This window comes from Paenibacillus sp. sgz302190 (assembly GCF_059820445.1).
Window position 1 is genome coordinate 1 of sequence record NZ_JBZYAO010000026.1, and the last position, 17,233, is coordinate 17,233.

Below are 17,233 nucleotides of genomic sequence, written 5' to 3' on the forward strand. Positions count from 1 at the left end.
TTCCATTTTTGCTCTAAGTCGTTGAGGTAGCCTGCGCTATTGCGATTAAATTTTTTGCGTAATATAACGCTGGTTAAACGCTGATCCCACAATGTTTTTCGAGATGTATAGCGAGTAAAGCAAACTGACGCAGTCGTGAAATGACATGTTCTTGGCGCAGTGCATCATTCACTAATACGATCATTTCACCATTGCGTACGATGTAACTGTTCCAATTACGAAGTCCCGTAATACGACGGTGACTAGCCTTCGTCCGTCGAAAGAATTGCTCTAAGTCATTGTTCGTTCTTGGAATGTAGTAATGGTCATAACAAGTGAACAAGCCTTTCCAAAACCCTCTGGAAAAGTTAAGTAAATTGTTAACCATTAGCTCGTCACTCTGATGCGTGTAGGTTTGTTTCACCCATTCCAGTAGCAGGGACAGTTCCCACTCAGCCGTCTCACTACTTTTGTCTTCCTCAGGGGTGAGAATGCTAGCGATATGTTCCAAGGGTTTCACTAGCCGTGAAACGGCTGTATAACTAGGTTTTAATTCTTCAATTTTACTGAATATTCTGACAACAACTTGAAGTAAATTAGGCTCTTTTTTTACTCAAGCATCTTTGTAAGGAAGCTTGTATGGCTTGTGCACGTTCATAAATAATTAATCCAGGAAGCTCCAATGGTGGATCTCCATCTTCAAGGAGCAGAGCTCGAACGGCTGCCACATATCCCTTAGCAATCTGCGCTTCGGTCATTTCAGCAGGTTGCGATTCTGACTGTTCCGTTTTCTCTGTTACAAGCGCTTTGGATTCAACTTGCTCTATTTTTCGTTCGATGTCGCGAATCCCGCGCATGCTCTTTTTGAGTTCCATTTTTAACTTGCGATCGGCGTCGACAATGGGCTTAGCAATGTCTTTCAGATAGTGGTACTGACAGTACTGGTAAGGCACATCTGGCAAAAGTGTTTCAAATGCCAGCCGTATGGATTTTTGCCCATCACTTATAATACCTACGATTGGATACCCTAGCATCAGGATGGGTTCGATAAGTGTTTTCAATTCTTCCGCAGTCCCGCTCTTCATATTTTGTGCGGCAAGCACGGTTCCACTGAATACTTCTCTTAGTACATAAAGTGTTTCATTGCCTTTTTCAGGCTGAACCCCATCCATGGAAAGAATGACGCCTCCATTTTGTTCCGTTGTTTCTGCAAGGACTTTGTTAACATGATCATCTAAACTCGCTGAAAGCAAGATTTGATAACGTTCGTACAAATTTTGAGCATGTCTTTCACTCGTTGGAATGCCTTGTTCGTTCAATGCTTCGGCAACTTCCGCAACCGTTCGATGTTGCTTAAAGCGTAGTTCCCCAACGAGAGCAAGCACGTCATATCCATACGAGGAATGCTTCATGCTAAGCATCTCAGCTTCAGCAGATTTATACGCAACGCCTGCGTGTGCGCAGTCTGGATTTTTACAAGCATAAGCCATGCTCCATGCATGGATGATTCCGTCTCTTGTGACAATCTTTTTCTCCCATGCTGTATGGGTTCTCCGCAATTTAGATTCACAGTGTGGACAATTTTTAAACTCAGGTCTGAAGTAAACTCTGGGCGCGGCACCCAATCTATTTTTCTCAAGCATGAAGGTCATCTCCTAGGGTAAATTCTGACCTAAATACCTTCGACAGAAGACTGGAAATACCCGCTAGTTAATCTTGCTGTAGTAGAAAAAAAAAGGAGCACCCGGCTGCCGTCAGCCTGTGTGCTCCTTTTTATGACCGCTTATTTTACGGTTTTGTTATAGGCGGCGATTTTTTCAGTGATGCTCTTGGCTGCGCCGTCGAGCGCTTCTTTCGGTGATTTTTTGCTGTTCAGCGCTTCTTCGATCGCGCCTTCGACGATTTGGCGGGCTTCCGGGAATACGCCCATGACGGCGCCTTGCGTCGCTTTGTTCAATTTGGTGCTGTGAAGCTGATTGATCGCAGTTTGGAACTGCGGATATTTGGCGAGGTTGTCTTTCACGAGCTGCTCGTCATACGCTTTTTTCGTGATTGGGAAGTAGCCTGTATTGACGTGCCAATAGGCTTGCGTTTGCGGCGTTGCCAGGAACTTGATGAATTCCCAGGCAGCTTTTTGCTCGGCTTCCGGTTTGTTGTTCAAGATGTACAGGCTCGCTCCGCCTACGATGACCCCGCCGTCTTTGGCATCGGCAGGCTTTGGCAAAAAGCCGGTTCCGACCTGGAATTTGCCTTCGGCGCTGCTGACGATTCCGCGAAGCGAAGCGGTGGTGTCGAGTGTCATTGAGATTTGACCGGCAGCGAACGCTTTTTTCGTGTCATCGGTTTTGCGGCCGAGGTTGGAAGCCGTTTTGTTGTCGACCATTTGCTTCCACCAGGTCAATGTGTTCACGCCTGCGTCGCTGTTTACGAGCGATTCGGTAGCCGGGGCGGTCCGGCCGTTGCCGTTGTTCACGTATTCTGCGCCCTGATTCGCAAAAAATTGTTCCATAAACCAGCCGTAAATCGCGAACGAGGAGCCGGATTTGCCGTCTTTGCTGAGCGCCTGAGCCGCTTTTGCCACTTCTTCGTAAGTGGTCGGCGGTTTTTCCGGATCAAGACCTGCCGCTTTGAACATATCTTTGTTGTAATAAAGAATCGGGTTGGATGTATTGAACGGCATGGAGTACAGCTTGCCATCGAAAGAATAGTAGCCGAGAATGTTTTCTTCAAGCTGGGACAGATCGAATTTGTCGGCGTCGATGAAGTTTTGCATAGGCGTAATCGCTTTGGAGTCGATCATAAAGCGGCTGCCGATTTCGTATACCTGTATGAGGGAAGGGCCGTTTTTCGTGTCCATCGAAGCTTTCATTTTGTTCAGGCTCTCGTCGTAAGTTCCCTGGAACACGGCTTCGACCTGAATGTCTTTGTGGGAGGCGTTGAAATCCGCAACGAGTTTGTCCACGGCTTTGCCCAGTTCTCCGCTCATGGAATGCCACCAGATGACTTTGACCGGTTGTGCGGTTTTTTGGGCGTCGGCCGTTTTAGCTTCGGCTGTCGGGCTGGCAGTGGCGGCTTTGCCGTCGGCTGCGCTGCCGGAAGTCGTTTCCGTTTTGCCGCATGCGCTTGTAAGCATCATGGCGAATGCTGTCATGGCGAGCAGCGAGAACTTCAGTGGATACTGTTTCATTTTTTTCTTTCCTCTCCCTTATACATATTTTCATATATGGACCCGTTGTACGTGTGTAAAACGGAAGCGCCATCCGGTACGCAGCCTAGCCTTTGACCGCACCTGCGGTCAGTCCGCGAACAAGCTGCTTGAGGCCAAGCACGAGAAGCAGGAAGCAGCGGATGTGTCCGCATCCGTCGATGCGCGCCGCTTCGAACAGCTCGCGGGGGAGCTGGAGAAAAAACTGCCGCAGCAAAAACGTCCCGAACGCCGTGGCGAGAAAAGGAACGGTCAACCCCTGCAGGCTGTCGAGCCAATCCCACTGTTTCACAGTCAAATAGTTGGGAATGATCGTCACTTCCCACGGAATCATCAACGTAGCTATGAAGAGGGCAAAGACCGGCGTTTTTCCTCTAAAGCTGATATTGGCGAACGCGTAAGCGGCCATGCTGGACGTAAGCAACTGCTGTTAGAAGAAAATAAAGTTCTAGACTGAAAAATATAGTGTTAGACTGAGAAAATAAAGTATTAGACTGACAAAGTTTCATTAAGCTAAACGGGCAGATTATTTTTTCATAGGAGTATAGTCCACCATCAAATACTACTCGTATGGAAAAGAATCTAGATAAATAATATACTAGCTATAACTGTTTTTTGTTGAGGTGAATCTAATGGATGAAATCAATGAATCAAAAGAAATTGTATTACAAATCGGTGTTGCCTTGAAAAAGTACAGAAAAGAAAAAAACATGAGCTTAGACGACTTATCGGAACTAACGGGCGTAAGCAAACTTACTCTGGGGAATATCGAACGTGGCGAGACAAATCCAACTTTGGCGATTATATGGAAAATTTCAAAAGGTATATCTTTACCGCTATTGGCTTTGTTCAAATCAGAAGACTCTGCTAGTTTGTATCGAGCAGGTGAAGGACTGCGGTTTTCTAATGATCAAAAGAATTGGATCATTGAACCAGTCTTTAAAAGTAACGATATTGAAATGTGTCGGGCTTACTTACAGCCAAATAGCTCGTATCAGCCTGAAGGTCATCATGTCAATACATCTGAAATTGCGACAGTCATGACTGGTTCCATTGAAATTCAAGTCAATGGAGAGATTTACACATTGAATCAATATGATACTATCAGTTTTCGTGCAGATTGTCCTCATTCTTATACCAATCATACGGATAGCGAAACAGTGCTCCATATATCCTTAAAGTACGGTTTCTAAAGTCGAAAATTCCACTTATTAAATACAACTCTGAATTCCATGACGGGAATTTCAGAGTTGTATTTTTGTTTTTAGATGAACGGAAGTATATTATAAAGTAATTATTGATAAAAATAATATACTATAATATACTTTATTTATTCGCGCGGATGTATCGTTTTTTTCAATCAGCAGGAAGCAAATAATACGTAAGAATTCAGGAAGGAGAAATTAAGAATGCCGAACAAACAAAATAATAAAGCCGTACCATCCTCTATAGGGCTGATCATTCTCGGCATTATTGTTATTGCAGCTAATTTACGTACTCCCTTAACATCAGTCGGTCCTTTAGTGAGTCTCATAAGAGATGACGTTCATATTTCAAATACATTAGCAGGCCTGATTACAACGGTACCCTTGCTTGCCTTTGCTTTTTTATCGCCTCTAGTACCAAAATTAGGACAAAGGTATGGGGTTGAACGTATCATAATGATCGCCTTACTCTTTCTGACTGTAGGTATTGTAATACGTTCTTTATCTGGCGCAGCTAATCTGTTTATTGGGACAGCAATTCTTGGATTCGCAATTGCCGTATGTAATGTATTATTGCCAAGTATAATCAAAAGGGATTTTCCAAATAAAATTGGCTTCATCACAGGTGTTTACTCCATTTCAATGAGTTTATGTGGAGCAATCGCATCGGGAATCAGTGTGCCTCTAGCCCTGAACGCAGGTCTAAAATGGCAGGGAGCATTGGGAATATGGGGGATTCTAAGCTTTGTATCGATCCTCTGTTGGTTACCCCAATTAAGAAATCAAACGAAGCAAACAGCCACGACGAGTCAAAAGATGGCCAGCAACGATGTGAATGTTTGGAGATCCCCGCTTGCTTGGCAAGTAACCATGTTTATGGGTGTACAGTCCATGGTTTTCTATGTATTGATCGCATGGTTGCCTGAAATTTTAAAGCAGCAAGGAATTGACTCAAACCAATCAGGATGGTACCTCTCGATCATGCAGCTAGCTATGCTTCCATTTGCCTTTATTGTCCCCGTTATTGCTGGGCGCATGTCTAGCCAACGGATGTTAGTGGCCATTACAACCATTTTGCTTTTGACGGGAACGATCGGACTTCTTTACGGAAGCTCTGATATCATTCTGTTGTGGATCATCATGCTCGGAATTGGTGGCGGCTTCGCCTTTAGTTTGTCCATGATGTTTTTCGGGTTACGTGCTGAAAATGCGCATCAAGCAGCGGAACTGTCTGGCATGGCGCAATCGATCGGATATCTTCTTGCCGCAGTCGGTCCTGCTCTTATAGGATATCTGCATGATGCGACAAATAGTTGGAACCTGCCACTTTTCATTCTGCTTGGCGCTGCGGTCTTGCTCTTTTTAGTCGGTATAGGAGCAGCAAGAAACCGTTTTGTAGGTAGCCGAAATAGTTACGAGCTGCCACGGAAAGGATGATAAATATGTTTGACAAAATTATGGTGACCATTGATAAAGCTGAAATAACGAACAAACTCCTCGATGCAACCATTGAAATAGCCCGAAACAAACAAACTCAAGTTACCTTGGTTAATGTCAGCCAGGAATATGTGTCGAATGGCATGACATATGTACCAGAGAAATTCTTGGAAGAAATATTGAACGAAATGGAGAAAGCGAGTTTGGAACAGCTGCAACAAGCCAAGTCTAAATTAAAATCTGCGGGGATTAACCCGGAAACAGTTCATCTTAAGGGAGATCCTGCACATGAAATATTAAAATATGCAGGGGATACCGAGCAGCAACTCATTATTATTGGGAACCGTGGGCTAAGTGGCATAAAAGAAATGATGCTTGGAAGTGTCAGCCACAAGGTTTCACAGCTATCAAGTTGCCCAGTCCTCATTGTGCATTAACTCTTTCGGGGACTGCAGAGATGATGCATTGTTATACTAAAGGATACGTTATTTGAATGACTACAGCGGCAGTCTAAGACTTTATTTCAAGTCTTGGTCCGCCGCTGCTTCTTTTAAGGGATCAGTCTAAAACTTATTTATCAAAAGCTGACGATTCATCAATTCAAAAACCACGTTAAATCAACGACTCCAGTCTAAAACTTTATTTTCACCGAACAACTGCCCGATCATGACGAGCGTGGAAACGATGAAGCTGTTTTTGATGAAAGTGACGATGGGCACCAGCTTCAGAACGGCCAGAAAGCTTCCGATATACAAACTTTTGGGCAAAAATGGCGGCGGATAAGCCGAAGCTTCCTCGGGAGTCATGAAAGCCGCAGCAAACGTATAAAACACCGGATAAAACATAAGCGCCGCAAAAACCGCAAGCAGCAAATAGAGGAACGCCGATTGGGTCCGATTTCTCATTGATAGTGCACGTTCCTTTCAAACACCCGGAATTGGATGATCGTGATGATCAAAATAATTGCGAACAGCACAAGTGCCTGCGCACTGCCTGTCCCAAAGCGGAAGTTGATGAACGCATCCTGATAGATGGAATATACGAGAACGTCCGTCGTGTTTATAGGACCGCCTTTGGTCAAAATATGAATTTGCCCGAAGGACTGGAAAGCGTTAATAATCGAGACGATCGTTACAAAAAATACGGTCGGCGACTGCAGAGGCGCGACAATTTGCACAAAAGTCCGGAACGGGCCCGAACCGTCGATTTTGGCGCTGTCGTAGATGTCGTCAGGGATACTTTGCAGCCCGCTGAGCAGCACGATATAGTTGAAGCCGCTGTTCATCCACACGGTCATAATCGAAACGGAGATCAGCGCCCAGCCCGGATCTGTAAGCCAAGCGACAGGCTGCAAGCCGGCCAGGCTGAGTATATAATTCAGCATGCCGACCGTAGGGTGGAACAGCATCATCCAAATCACAGCGGACGTTCCGACCGAAAATGCGACCGGCATGGAAAACATGAACTGGAAAAAGCGCATGCCCTTCAGGCGGTTGTGAGTCAGCGCAGCGAGCAGCAGCGCCAGCGCAATGCCGGTTGGAACCGTGAGCAGCGTAAAGGCGCCGGTCACTTTTAGACTTGTATAAAACCGTTCCGACGTGAAAATATCGACGAAATTGTCCAATCCCACGAAACCTGCGACTCGGCCGCGCGGATCTGTTTCATGGAAGCTGAGATAGACCGATTGCAAAAGAGGGTAGAACAGAAATATCGCAAACAACAGGATCGAGGGAGACAGGAAGAAATAACCGAGAAGGTTATCTTGCCATTTAAAAGCGGATCGTGTTCCGGCCTTGCGGCGAACGCGAACAGCCGGCGGTGAGAGAACTACATCTCTATCAATCGTATTCATTAGCATCCTCCTAGAATAGGTCGGCAATTCGTTAATTGACCGTTTTTAGTGTATAAGCCCTATATTTGACCAGTGTTAAAAAAATATTAAAAATTGTGTATTTTCCCATTATTAGGTATCTTTTGCCGTCGTACATTGCGTTTATTAATTCTTAACTGTGCACAGGAAGGCAAACTCTACTATAATTGGAGAAAAGCAGTTTACTATCATTTGTCAGGAGTGTTGGATGATGAGCGGACACAAGCCTTTAATCATCGGCCACAGGGGCACTGCCGGAGAAGCGCCGGAGAATACGCTGGCTTCCTTTGCGCTTGCGCTGCAGCAGGGGGCACAGGGCATTGAGCTGGATGTGCATCTTTCCAAAGACGGGGAAATCGTCGTTTGTCACGATCCAACGCTGAACCGCACGACTAACGGCAGCGGGCTTATCTGCGAGCAGACGGCCGGGGAGATCAAGCGCCTGGATGCGGGATCATGGTTTGGCGAAGCTTACAACGAGGAGCGGGTGCCGCTGCTTCGGGAAGTGTTCGAGCTGATTCCGCCGGGCTATCTGATCAACGTGGAAGTGAAGCATGCTTATGAAGGACGGATGGAGCAGGCGCTGCTGGCTTTTTTGCATAAAAGCGGCAGACTTGACGACGTTGTTATTTCTTCGTTCGATCATAAATGCGTCAAACGTCTGAAGCAGGCGGAGCCGGAAGCGCGGATCGGACTGCTGTACGTAGGCAATTTGATCGACCACGCCGCTTATGCGCAGCTGCTCGGTGTGGAAGTGTACTCGCTGCACCCCCACTTTGAAGGGATCGGCAAGGCGGATGTGCACGGCGCGGAGGCGGCGGAGCTTCAAGTGTATCCGTACACGGTTAACCGGGTGGAGGATTACCGCAGGCTGATCGGAGCCGGAGTGTCGGGGATCATCACGGATTATCCGGCCCGGTTGGCGGGGCTGCTCAGGGAACAGCGGTGACAGCCGCAAGCCCAACCGAAACATTTTGCATGAACAAAAAAGCGCTGATCCACGGATTGAGATGTGGAAGCTCAGGGCTTTTTTTGCTTTGCAGGAAAAAATCGCTTTTTGTCGAATTATTGGAAATACCAGTATAAAGGAGAGAGAGGAAGATGAACAAAAAGCTGATTGCCGCTTGTATGGCGGGCGTACTGATCTTTGGAATCGGAATTGGCGTGCAGGCCGCATCCGATATCCGGCTGTTCATTCACGGAAAGCAAGTTAATGCCGACGTTCAAATTATTGACGGCTCCAGTTACGTGCCTTTGCGGGTAGTTTCCGAAGCGTTGGGCGCGAATGTGAATTGGGACGAGGAGTCCAGAACGATCAATATTAAAAAAACGAGGTCGTTTGAAGTGAACAGCGTCATATGGTCAGGCTCTTTGTTGATGCAAATATCGAAAGTCACATTGGACACGTCCTACCGCAACAACAAAACCCCGACACCGATTAATGCGGTTATTTTCGATGTTACGATTACGAATAATGCGTACACCAAATTAAAGTGGTACCCGAAAAAAGGGCAGATCCGGTTGAACCTCGACGAAATCGCGGAAATAAGCAATCCTAACGATTATTCGGACGATTTTGACGGCACCTATACGACCCAGCAAGTCAGAAAAGGAAAAATTGTCGTTCCGGTGAAAACGAATCTGGATGACGTCAAGACGATCGATTTTCTGATCGACGGCTCGACTGATGGAGAAACTTTCAATAGAGTGGAGTCCGCGCCGATTGAATTGAGATAGTGTATGGGGGTGACCGCCGCCATATAGGCCGACGGCCGCTTGCGAGAAATCGCGGGCGGCTTTTTGCTTGCTGACACGCTTGCAGCGAAACATTCCTGCAAAAATTAGGCTGCCGGCAGGCCATACGCCGGTGTCGGTCGCAGCCCCTGCCTGGCTGTGCGAAGAAAACCTGCAAAAGTACATCTTTTTGCTCGATGGATACGCTGGCCGCGATAAATTCCTGCAAATGTGCAGGCTTTTCGCCGCGAACATGGGCTGAGGTCCGTTTTCGTGAAAAATTCCTGCACAATCGCAGGCATTTCGCCAAAACGAACCGTTTCCCCGGAAAAAGCCTGCACTTTCGCAGGTTTTTGCCTGCCAAGCCGCGTTTGTCTCCCCGCAGATCCCCAACCCGTGCAGGAGAAGCATAGGTTGGCGAAGAGCGCCTAACGTTCCCTCTGGTTCCTCTACTCAGTTACTTTATCAACAATCTGATTTTCGCAAGCATTCGGCTTGCCAAGCCGCTTAACGGACGACCACGGCCGCATCGCGCACAGTTCTCAGCGCACGGTATTGCGCTGCATGACGGCGATCGGTCGAGCACATGTCGTCTTGGACGGCAAAAGCCCTCCATGATTGCAGGGAATATTCTGCAAAATCGCCAAGGGCCGAAAAGATGCACAACCAATCGCAAGCTCTTTTGCGAACCTGAACCAAACTCCCGCCCGACCTGCGAGTCGGTTCCACGGGCTGCAATCAAGGTACTACGCAAAGTTAGTACTACTCGCGGCGCCGGAAATACATACAATAGAATTAAGACCAGGTATTAAGATGTGCCTTTAGGAGGTTGCCATCATGTTCAAACAACTGTTTTATATCGCTTTAAAACTGCTGCTTCCTATACTGAACCCGCTCGTTCGCGCTTGCTTCCGGCTCCGCGTCAGCGGCATGGAGCGCCTGGATTTTTCCGTTCGCACGGTGCTGATCCCGAATCACGTTTCTTTGCTCGATGCGGTGCTGCTGGCGTTCATTTTGCCGAAAGAAGTAGCGTTTGTCGTCAATACGAAAATTGCCAGACGTTTTTCCTTGATTCTGATGTTTCGCGAACATATTCCGGTAGATCCGCTCAATCCGTACTCGGTCCGAAAAATGCTCAAAACCGTACAGAGCGGAACCCCGCTCGTCGTATTTCCCGAGGGAAGGGTCACGACGACAGGGGCGATGATGAAAGTGTACGGCGGCATAGGCTATATCGCTCTAAAATCGCAAGCCCGGATGGTGCCGGTAGCGATTAACGGCCTGGAATTTTCGAAGCTTTCTTATTTGAAAGGCAAGCTCAGGCAGCGCTGGTTTCCCGCGGTCAGTATGCAGATCGGCGAGCCGTTTCAAGTCGAGCCGGAAGAGGGCGTTCCGATGCGCGTGCAAAAGGAACGAGCGGCCGAACTGATCCGCAGCCGTATGCAGAACCACTTGTTCGCAAGCCGGATGAAGCCGCAGCTCAATCTGTTCAATGAACTGCTTGCGGCCGCCGGGGTTCACGGCAAGTCTTTCAAGGTTTGCGAGGATCTCGTAAGCGGCACCGATTTCAGCTACAAAAAGCTGCTCGTCAGCTCCTACACGATGGCTGCCCGTCTGAAGCGGGAACTGGCCGGCCAGCAGCGCGCCGCCGTACTGCTGCCCAACTCCGCGGCGCATGTCATCACTTTGTTCGCGATGTTCCGGCTCGGGCTGACGCCGGCCATCCTGAACTACTCCGCAGGCAAGCAGACGATGCTCGATGCATGCGAAACGGCTGCCGTGCGGACGATACTTACGTCCAGAGCTTTTGCGGAAAAAGCGGGCTTGGCCGATTTCATCGAAGCCGCGCAGGGCCGATTTGCCCTGGTTTATTTGGAAGATGTGAGAGCGGGGATTACATGGGGCGACAAGCTTGCCGGGCTCAAAGATTACCTGCTCCAAGCGAAAGGGCCGGTCGGCGAAGAGCGGAACGAAATCGTCCTTTTCACCTCGGGGAGCGAAAGCAAGCCCAAAGGCGTCGTGCTCGCACATCGGAACGTGTATGCGAACATTTTGCAAGCGCGGACGGTCATCGCGTTCAATTCGACCGACAGCGTGCTCGGCGCTATGCCGATGTTCCATTCCTTCGGGCTGACAGCCGGCACGATGCTGCCGATTTTGTCCGGCATGAAAGTGGTGCTGTACCCGAATCCGCTGCACTACAAAGTCATTCCCGAGCTCGTATACGACAGGAACATTACGATTTTGTTCGGCACTTCCACGTTTTTGGCGGCTTATGCCCGGACCGCGCATCCGTACGATTTTGCCCATTCGCTTAAATATGTCGTGGCCGGCGCGGAAAAGCTGAAAGAAGAAGTGCGTCAAATTTGGATGGATAAGTTCGGCATCCGCATTTTGGAAGGGTACGGGACGACGGAGACAGCGCCGGTCGTTTCGCTGAATACGCCGATGCACATGAAAAAGGGTACCGTCGGGCGCCTGCTCCCGGGTATGGAATACCGCTTGGAGGCTGTGGAAGGAATTGAGCAAGGGGGCAACCTGTTAGTGAAAGGGCCGAACGTGATGAAAGGCTATCTGATTCATGAAAAAGGTTTTGTGCCGAGCCCGGAATGGTACAGCTGCGGGGATGTCGTGCAGATCGACGAGCAGGGCTACATCACGATTCAGGCGAGGCTGCAGTCTTTTGCCAAAATCGGCGGTGAAAAGGTGTCGCTTCCCATGGTAGAGGAGCTGGTTTCGGCAGCAATGCCGCAGGCGCTCTGCGCCGCCGTCAGCGTTCCGGATACGCGTAAGGGCGAGCGGATTGTCGTCTACCATAACGATCCCGGCGCTCAAATCCAGCAAGTAAAAGAATTTATGAAACAGCAGGGGCAGTCGCCCATTTATATGCCTTCGGAGTTGAGGTTTGTCGACAAACTGCCTCTGCTGGGAAGCGGCAAAGTCGATTATGTGACATTGAAGAAAATGGCTTTTTAAAACGGAACCTACGAACAGGAGCGAAACCGGCATGAACATCAAACGGATCAAACCGCTGCAAACTTTGTACCTGACGCAATTTCTTTCCGCTTTTGCCGATAACATGATTCTTTTCATTACGCTGGCTATTGTTCAGCAAAATGCGTATCCCGACTTTTACATCGGTGTCGTGCAGGCTTCTTTTCTTCTGGCTTTTGTCATTTTGTCCCCGTTTGTCGGAGCTTTCGCCGATAAAAATCCGAAGGCCCACGTGCTGCTGGTCGGCAATGCGATCAAAGCGGCCGGGATCGTCGCCCTGTTCGCGCATCTCGATCCGGCGGTGTGCTACGGCATTGTCGGTATCGGTGCGGCCGTATATTCGCCGGCAAAGTACGGCATCCTGCCGACGCTGACGCATTCCGAAACGGAGCTGCTGCGCGCTAACGCCAAAATCGAAGGCTACACCATCCTGGCGATTTTGATGGGTTCCGTTTGCGGAGGGATCGCAGCGAAAATGTCGCTGACAGGCTCGATTGCCGTCTGCCTTTCCTTGTATCTCCTTTCGCTGGGCATGACGCTTCTGATTCCGAGAATTGCCGGCAATCCGCACATTCAATATATGCGGGAAGCGAGGGCGTTCGCGTCCGATCTGCTTGTTTTGGTGAAGGACCGCACGACCCGGTTTTCGCTGGTGGGCACAGGCTCCTTTTGGATGGCGTCGTCCGTCGTTCGTTTGGCTATTATCGATTGGGTGCCGGCGCATTTGGGCATTCAATCGGTTGACCGAATATCGATGCTCGTCGCGGTAACCGGCATCGGCATCATGATCGGCGCCTTAATGACGCCCAAGCTGATTCCGGCCCGCAAATATTACAACTCCTACGTATTCGGCATTTTGATGATCTGTGCGATCCTGCTGTTTACGGTCATTTCCAACCTGTACCTGACGATCGGGCTGCTGCTTCTCGTCGGCTTCAGCGGCGGTGTGTTTATCGTTCCGATGAACTCGGTGCTGCAGGATAAAGGGCAGGGCATGGTAGGAGCCGGCAAAACGATCGCTGTGCAAAATTTTGTGGAAAATGGGCTCATGCTGACAGGGGTGGGGGCCTACACCCAAATTTCCAAGGCCGGCATTTCTGCAGACTTGTCCATCGCCGGAATTGCCGCAATTTTGGCGGCTTTCGTAGCCTACCTGATGGTTCAGCGCCGACAGTTGAAAACGGCTTACACCGGACAGATGGAATAATCCCTAGTGCTTCTCTCCCAGTTTTTTCTTTACAGTCCCGATTCGTTTTTGTAGAATAAACCGTAGGTCAATTAAAGGTGTTATGTTTTCTCACATGCATCTGGCGCATTGGCGATTCGGAAGGGGAGATGGGATTTTGGGGGAGAAGTTTCAATTATTTTCGGGCGGTGCGGCGTTTCGTTTGTCCGGGCTGCGGAATCTCAGGCTTCGTTTTAAATTAATGCTTATGAACGGCTTTGCGATCGGCTTTTTGCTCATTGTTGGTTCCACGGGCTACTACTTCATGGATAAAATGTCGGAAAACTCGTCCCGCATGTATGAGGAAAGCTTGCTCTCCGTACAATGGATCAACCAGTTGAAATCGAGCTTTAACGAAACCGAATCGGAAATTTTGGAAATGATGCTGACCGTCGATATGAAGTACAAAAGCAAACTGCAGGCTCAGCTTGACGCATCGATAAAAGCCAATGACGAATTGGCTGCGAAATTGTCCGAAGTTCCTTTGAATGAAGCGGAGTCGGCCGGTTTTAAAAAGTTTGAGCAGTTGAACGCCAAATACCGGGAGCTGCTTGCCGCAACGATCGAACATGCGACGAAAAATAATCAGGTTGCATACCAGGTGTACAACAACCAGCTTTCCCCGCAAAGCGGGCAAACTTTGGCCGCGCTGAATGAGTTGGCGGCATTGAAGGAAGAAGCGGCCAAACAGTTCCGGAACAGCAATGCGAAAGATTCCGCCCGCGCGCATGCGATCATTGTCGTTACGATTATCGTGGCGATTCTCGTGCTGACCGGAAATGCTCTGTTATTGAACGTATTGCTGACGAAGCCGATCGGCAGTTTGCAGGCTCAACTGGAGAAAGCGGCTGCCGGCGATTTGTCGGTTAAAGGCGACTATCCGTACAAGGATGAGATCGGGCGTCTGACGGGCGCTTTTAATGCGATGACGGAAAACTTGCGAATCCTCGTCGCCCAAGTGGCAGATAACGCGATCACGCTGTCCGCCAGTTCGGAGGAGCTGCTTGCCGGTTCCGGACAGAGCGCGGAGGCGGCCAGACAAGTTGCGGTATCCAGCCTGCGGCTTTCGCAAGATTTTGAGAAGCAGTTTGCCGGCGTCATCCAGGCGAATGAGGCTGTGAGGCAAATGACGATGAGCACCAAAAGGATCGATCATTCGGTGCAGGAAGTCGCCGTTCTGGCGCAAGAAGCTACGGCTGCAGCGCAAAACGGCAAGCGGTCCGTCGTATCGATAGCCGGACAAATGCATGAAATTGCCGACTCCGTCCGGGAAGTGAACGCCGTCATTGAGGCGCTGGGCCGGAACGCCGATGAAATCGGCAACATCGTCAGCGCCATTAACGAAATCGCCGCGCAGACGAATCTGCTTTCGCTCAATGCGGCGATCGAAGCTGCCCGCGCCGGGGAAGCGGGTCGCGGCTTTGCGGTTGTCGCGGGGGAGGTCCGCAAGCTTGCGGACCAGTCTTCGGCCTCCGCGAGGCACATCACGACCCTGGTCGCGACGATTCAGACTCAGATCCGTCGCGCAGTCGTGTCGATGTCGGCCGGGGCGAACAAAGCGGAGCAGGGACTGGCCGTCTCCGATCAGGCTCAAGAGTCTTTCACCGACATCGCCGCATCGGTTGAAAAAGTAAACGCCAAGGTGGAAGACGTGAACCAGGCCATCCGGGAGCTTGCCGATTCGAACGGGCGGATCGAAGAAGTGATGAATGTCGTGAGCAGCGTATCCGAAACGGGAATCGGCGTTAGCCAGGAAGCGTCGGCGGCCAGTCAGCAGCAGCAAGCTGCGACGCAGGAGATCGCAAACTCCGCGAAATCGCTGGCAGGCCTAGCCGAAGAACTGCAAATTTCTTTGCAAAAATTTATCGTTTGAGATAAGTAGTCATTGATTATTTTGTTACAATATGGTATTTTAATGTTCAAGAGAATACCGAATGTGTGCGGAAGAACCGCCCATGTTGTCGCTTATGAAGCTATAACGACAACGTGGGCGTTTTTGCGTTAAATTGGATGATTTTGGAGAAAAATGGTAGACGCTCACAGAAATGCTGTGTCATACTTTATGGCAGGAAGTCACATTTTGAATGACCGCCAGGCAGCACACATTTATAAAAGGGGAGATTCGTTTTATGAAAAAAATAATTTCTTTCGCAGTACTGATGTCGGTTTGCAGCGCCGGCTGTGAAGCCAGCGAAATTACCGGCGCGGCGGAAGCGGCTGCGCAGTCGCCCGCAGTCGTTGCGTTAAGCGACGTTAGCGGGCACTGGGCGGAAAAGCAAATTGCAGCCGCCGTCAAAAAAGGCTACGTAGACGGCTACGAGGACGCCGCTTTTAGGCCGGAGCTTAACATAAGCCGGGCCGAGTTTTTGAAAATGGCCGTAACCGCGTTAAAGCTTGACGCTGCCAAACCGGAAAATGGAGATAGCTGGTATACGCCTTACATCAACTCAGCCGTAAAAGCCGGAATCCACCGATGGAGCGACTTTACGACAGGCGACTGGAACACCCCGATAACTCGCCTGGAAATGGCGAGACTCGCCGTGCGCGCCACCACCAAAGACTTGCAGCATGCAGCCGTACACATGGATGATAAATCTTTCATGTACAACGCCACGAAAACGGGACTGATCCAGGGACTCGCCGGCGGGGAACTGGGAACGGATAAAGCAACGACAAGAGCGCAAAGCGTAACAATCATCGAGAGGATACTGACCGTGAACGCGGGCGGAAATCTGGAAGTGGACAAGTATGCTGTGAACAATGCCGAGCTGGCACTGAAAAAGACTAACATTTTCACGGTTATGCCTGAAATTTTTAGAGGGGAACAAAGTGTACCGTGGAATCCTGAAAATTTGTCGGTGGAAACAGGGGACGGTCTGTACAAGGGCACGATCGATCAAATCGTAGCTATTGACTTGGAAGATCCAAATGATCCGAATCTGGGATTGTTGGGGGATATCAGTAAGATTAAATGGCATAATGGCAGATCAGCTAAAACCAGCCCATTTGTAAGGGATGGATACTTGAGTAGTTATGTGCTGTATTTTAAGGGGCATGTTGACTATAACAAAGATACCGCGATTTATAAGGAAACTAGTAAAGAGCCAAGATTCAATTTATATGGGCTTAATGATAATAGTCCTACAGATAGAATTAATGGAATCCTGAGCAGTATGGCTCCTCTTTTTATAAATCAAGCTGGTGATTTTCCTGCGTTTATAATTTCAAAAAAAGCCCTTCCAACTGATGATTTGATCTTGTCAATTAGCGCACCAGCTATACCACCGGCACCAAACTTTAATAAAGAAATTTTTCATAGCTTGATCCCTAAAAATTAAAAGCTAGGAATGTTACATAAGGGAAGGGGGGAAATGCGAATTAAAGTAAGGTATATAAGTATTGTGGTTTTGTTTTTGTTCGCTATTCAAATTTTCCCAATACAGTATCTTGAATGGCCATTTGTAAAAGCCGCATCGGATACATCACCAGATGAAACAAGGGATATGACGTATGCAGTAAATTCTCAGCTTGGTGATAAAGCTGTTTATAGTGATTCAAAAACAGCGAATACGAACCCATTTTCT

The 17,233-nt window shown here is 48.8% G+C and carries 13 protein-coding genes and 1 pseudogene; 9 read left to right on the top strand and 5 right to left on the bottom strand.

Annotated elements, in window-relative coordinates:
* Positions 1-575: 575 nt before the first annotated feature.
* The 3 genes and pseudogenes from AC6RNO_RS24450 to AC6RNO_RS24460 all read right to left on the bottom strand — a co-directional run.
* On the bottom strand, positions 576-1,622 hold the full coding sequence (locus AC6RNO_RS24450; RefSeq protein ID WP_497107073.1) for a transposase: 1,047 nt from the start codon (positions 1,620-1,622) through the stop codon (positions 576-578).
* A gap of 140 nt (positions 1,623-1,762) precedes the next feature.
* Positions 1,763-3,166 carry an extracellular solute-binding protein gene (locus tag AC6RNO_RS24455; RefSeq protein ID WP_497107074.1) on the bottom strand — a complete coding sequence of 468 codons (1,404 nt, stop codon included), beginning with the start codon at positions 3,164-3,166 and terminating at the stop codon, positions 1,763-1,765.
* A gap of 103 nt (positions 3,167-3,269) precedes the next feature.
* A pseudogene (locus AC6RNO_RS24460) lies at positions 3,270-3,611 on the bottom strand (carbohydrate ABC transporter permease); the annotation flags it as partial.
* A 205-nt stretch (positions 3,612-3,816) separates the two neighbouring features.
* On the opposite strand from AC6RNO_RS24460, the gene AC6RNO_RS24465 reads away from it, so the two are divergent.
* The 3 genes from AC6RNO_RS24465 to AC6RNO_RS24475 all read left to right on the top strand — a co-directional run bounded on the left by AC6RNO_RS24465 (position 3,817) and on the right by AC6RNO_RS24475 (position 6,263).
* The gene (locus AC6RNO_RS24465; protein ID WP_159881278.1) at positions 3,817-4,377 is read left to right on the top strand and encodes a helix-turn-helix domain-containing protein; all 561 of its coding nucleotides are present in this window, start codon (positions 3,817-3,819) and stop codon (positions 4,375-4,377) included.
* 216 nt (positions 4,378-4,593) lie between these two features.
* Complete coding sequence (locus AC6RNO_RS24470) at positions 4,594-5,826, top strand: CynX/NimT family MFS transporter (protein WP_474679232.1); 1,233 nt, start codon at positions 4,594-4,596, stop codon at positions 5,824-5,826.
* A 5-nt stretch (positions 5,827-5,831) separates the two neighbouring features.
* Positions 5,832-6,263, top strand: a complete 432-nt coding sequence (locus AC6RNO_RS24475) for a universal stress protein (RefSeq protein ID WP_474679233.1) — start codon at positions 5,832-5,834, stop codon at positions 6,261-6,263.
* Between the two features lie 180 nt (positions 6,264-6,443).
* On the opposite strand, the gene AC6RNO_RS24480 is transcribed toward AC6RNO_RS24475, so the two are convergent.
* The gene (locus AC6RNO_RS24480; RefSeq protein WP_497107075.1) at positions 6,444-6,731 is read right to left on the bottom strand and encodes a hypothetical protein; all 288 of its coding nucleotides are present in this window, start codon (positions 6,729-6,731) and stop codon (positions 6,444-6,446) included.
* Positions 6,728-7,678: an ABC transporter permease subunit gene (locus AC6RNO_RS24485; RefSeq protein WP_497107076.1), complete on the bottom strand. Its 951-nt coding sequence runs from the start codon at positions 7,676-7,678 to the stop codon at positions 6,728-6,730. The genes AC6RNO_RS24480 and AC6RNO_RS24485 overlap by 4 nt, the downstream gene beginning before the upstream one ends.
* Before the next feature lie 226 nt (positions 7,679-7,904).
* On the opposite strand from AC6RNO_RS24485, the gene AC6RNO_RS24490 reads away from it, so the two are divergent.
* The 6 genes from AC6RNO_RS24490 (at position 7,905) to AC6RNO_RS24515 (ending at position 16,987) form a co-directional block, all read left to right on the top strand.
* Positions 7,905-8,645: a glycerophosphodiester phosphodiesterase family protein gene (locus AC6RNO_RS24490; RefSeq protein ID WP_497107077.1), complete on the top strand. Its 741-nt coding sequence runs from the start codon at positions 7,905-7,907 to the stop codon at positions 8,643-8,645.
* 152 nt (positions 8,646-8,797) lie between these two features.
* Positions 8,798-9,433: a stalk domain-containing protein gene (locus AC6RNO_RS24495; RefSeq protein WP_497107078.1), complete on the top strand. Its 636-nt coding sequence runs from the start codon at positions 8,798-8,800 to the stop codon at positions 9,431-9,433.
* 834 nt (positions 9,434-10,267) lie between these two features.
* Complete coding sequence (locus AC6RNO_RS24500) at positions 10,268-12,406, top strand: AMP-binding protein (RefSeq protein ID WP_497107079.1); 2,139 nt, start codon at positions 10,268-10,270, stop codon at positions 12,404-12,406.
* A gap of 31 nt (positions 12,407-12,437) precedes the next feature.
* Positions 12,438-13,631, top strand: a complete 1,194-nt coding sequence (gene lplT / locus AC6RNO_RS24505) for a lysophospholipid transporter LplT (RefSeq protein WP_497107080.1) — start codon at positions 12,438-12,440, stop codon at positions 13,629-13,631.
* A gap of 136 nt (positions 13,632-13,767) precedes the next feature.
* Positions 13,768-15,522, top strand: a complete 1,755-nt coding sequence (locus tag AC6RNO_RS24510; RefSeq protein WP_497107081.1) for a methyl-accepting chemotaxis protein — start codon at positions 13,768-13,770, stop codon at positions 15,520-15,522.
* 256 nt (positions 15,523-15,778) lie between these two features.
* On the top strand, positions 15,779-16,987 hold the full coding sequence (locus AC6RNO_RS24515; RefSeq protein WP_497107082.1) for an S-layer homology domain-containing protein: 1,209 nt from the start codon (positions 15,779-15,781) through the stop codon (positions 16,985-16,987).
* Positions 16,988-17,233 lie beyond the last annotated feature (246 nt).

What these genes read in the sequence shown, in the direction of transcription:
- AC6RNO_RS24450 (WP_497107073.1), bottom strand. Translation starts at nt 1,622, where the DNA reads ATGCTTGAGAAAAATAGATTGGGTGCCGCGCCCAGAGTTTACTTCAGA.
- AC6RNO_RS24455 (WP_497107074.1), bottom strand. Translation starts at nt 3,166, where the DNA reads ATGAAACAGTATCCACTGAAGTTCTCGCTGCTCGCCATGACAGCATTC.
- AC6RNO_RS24465 (WP_159881278.1), top strand. Translation starts at nt 3,817, where the DNA reads ATGGATGAAATCAATGAATCAAAAGAAATTGTATTACAAATCGGTGTT.
- AC6RNO_RS24470 (WP_474679232.1), top strand. Translation starts at nt 4,594, where the DNA reads ATGCCGAACAAACAAAATAATAAAGCCGTACCATCCTCTATAGGGCTG.
- AC6RNO_RS24475 (WP_474679233.1), top strand. Translation starts at nt 5,832, where the DNA reads ATGTTTGACAAAATTATGGTGACCATTGATAAAGCTGAAATAACGAAC.
- AC6RNO_RS24480 (WP_497107075.1), bottom strand. Translation starts at nt 6,731, where the DNA reads ATGAGAAATCGGACCCAATCGGCGTTCCTCTATTTGCTGCTTGCGGTT.
- AC6RNO_RS24485 (WP_497107076.1), bottom strand. Translation starts at nt 7,678, where the DNA reads ATGAATACGATTGATAGAGATGTAGTTCTCTCACCGCCGGCTGTTCGC.
- AC6RNO_RS24490 (WP_497107077.1), top strand. Translation starts at nt 7,905, where the DNA reads ATGATGAGCGGACACAAGCCTTTAATCATCGGCCACAGGGGCACTGCC.
- AC6RNO_RS24495 (WP_497107078.1), top strand. Translation starts at nt 8,798, where the DNA reads ATGAACAAAAAGCTGATTGCCGCTTGTATGGCGGGCGTACTGATCTTT.
- AC6RNO_RS24500 (WP_497107079.1), top strand. Translation starts at nt 10,268, where the DNA reads ATGTTCAAACAACTGTTTTATATCGCTTTAAAACTGCTGCTTCCTATA.
- lplT (WP_497107080.1), top strand. Translation starts at nt 12,438, where the DNA reads ATGAACATCAAACGGATCAAACCGCTGCAAACTTTGTACCTGACGCAA.
- AC6RNO_RS24515 (WP_497107082.1), top strand. Translation starts at nt 15,779, where the DNA reads ATGAAAAAAATAATTTCTTTCGCAGTACTGATGTCGGTTTGCAGCGCC.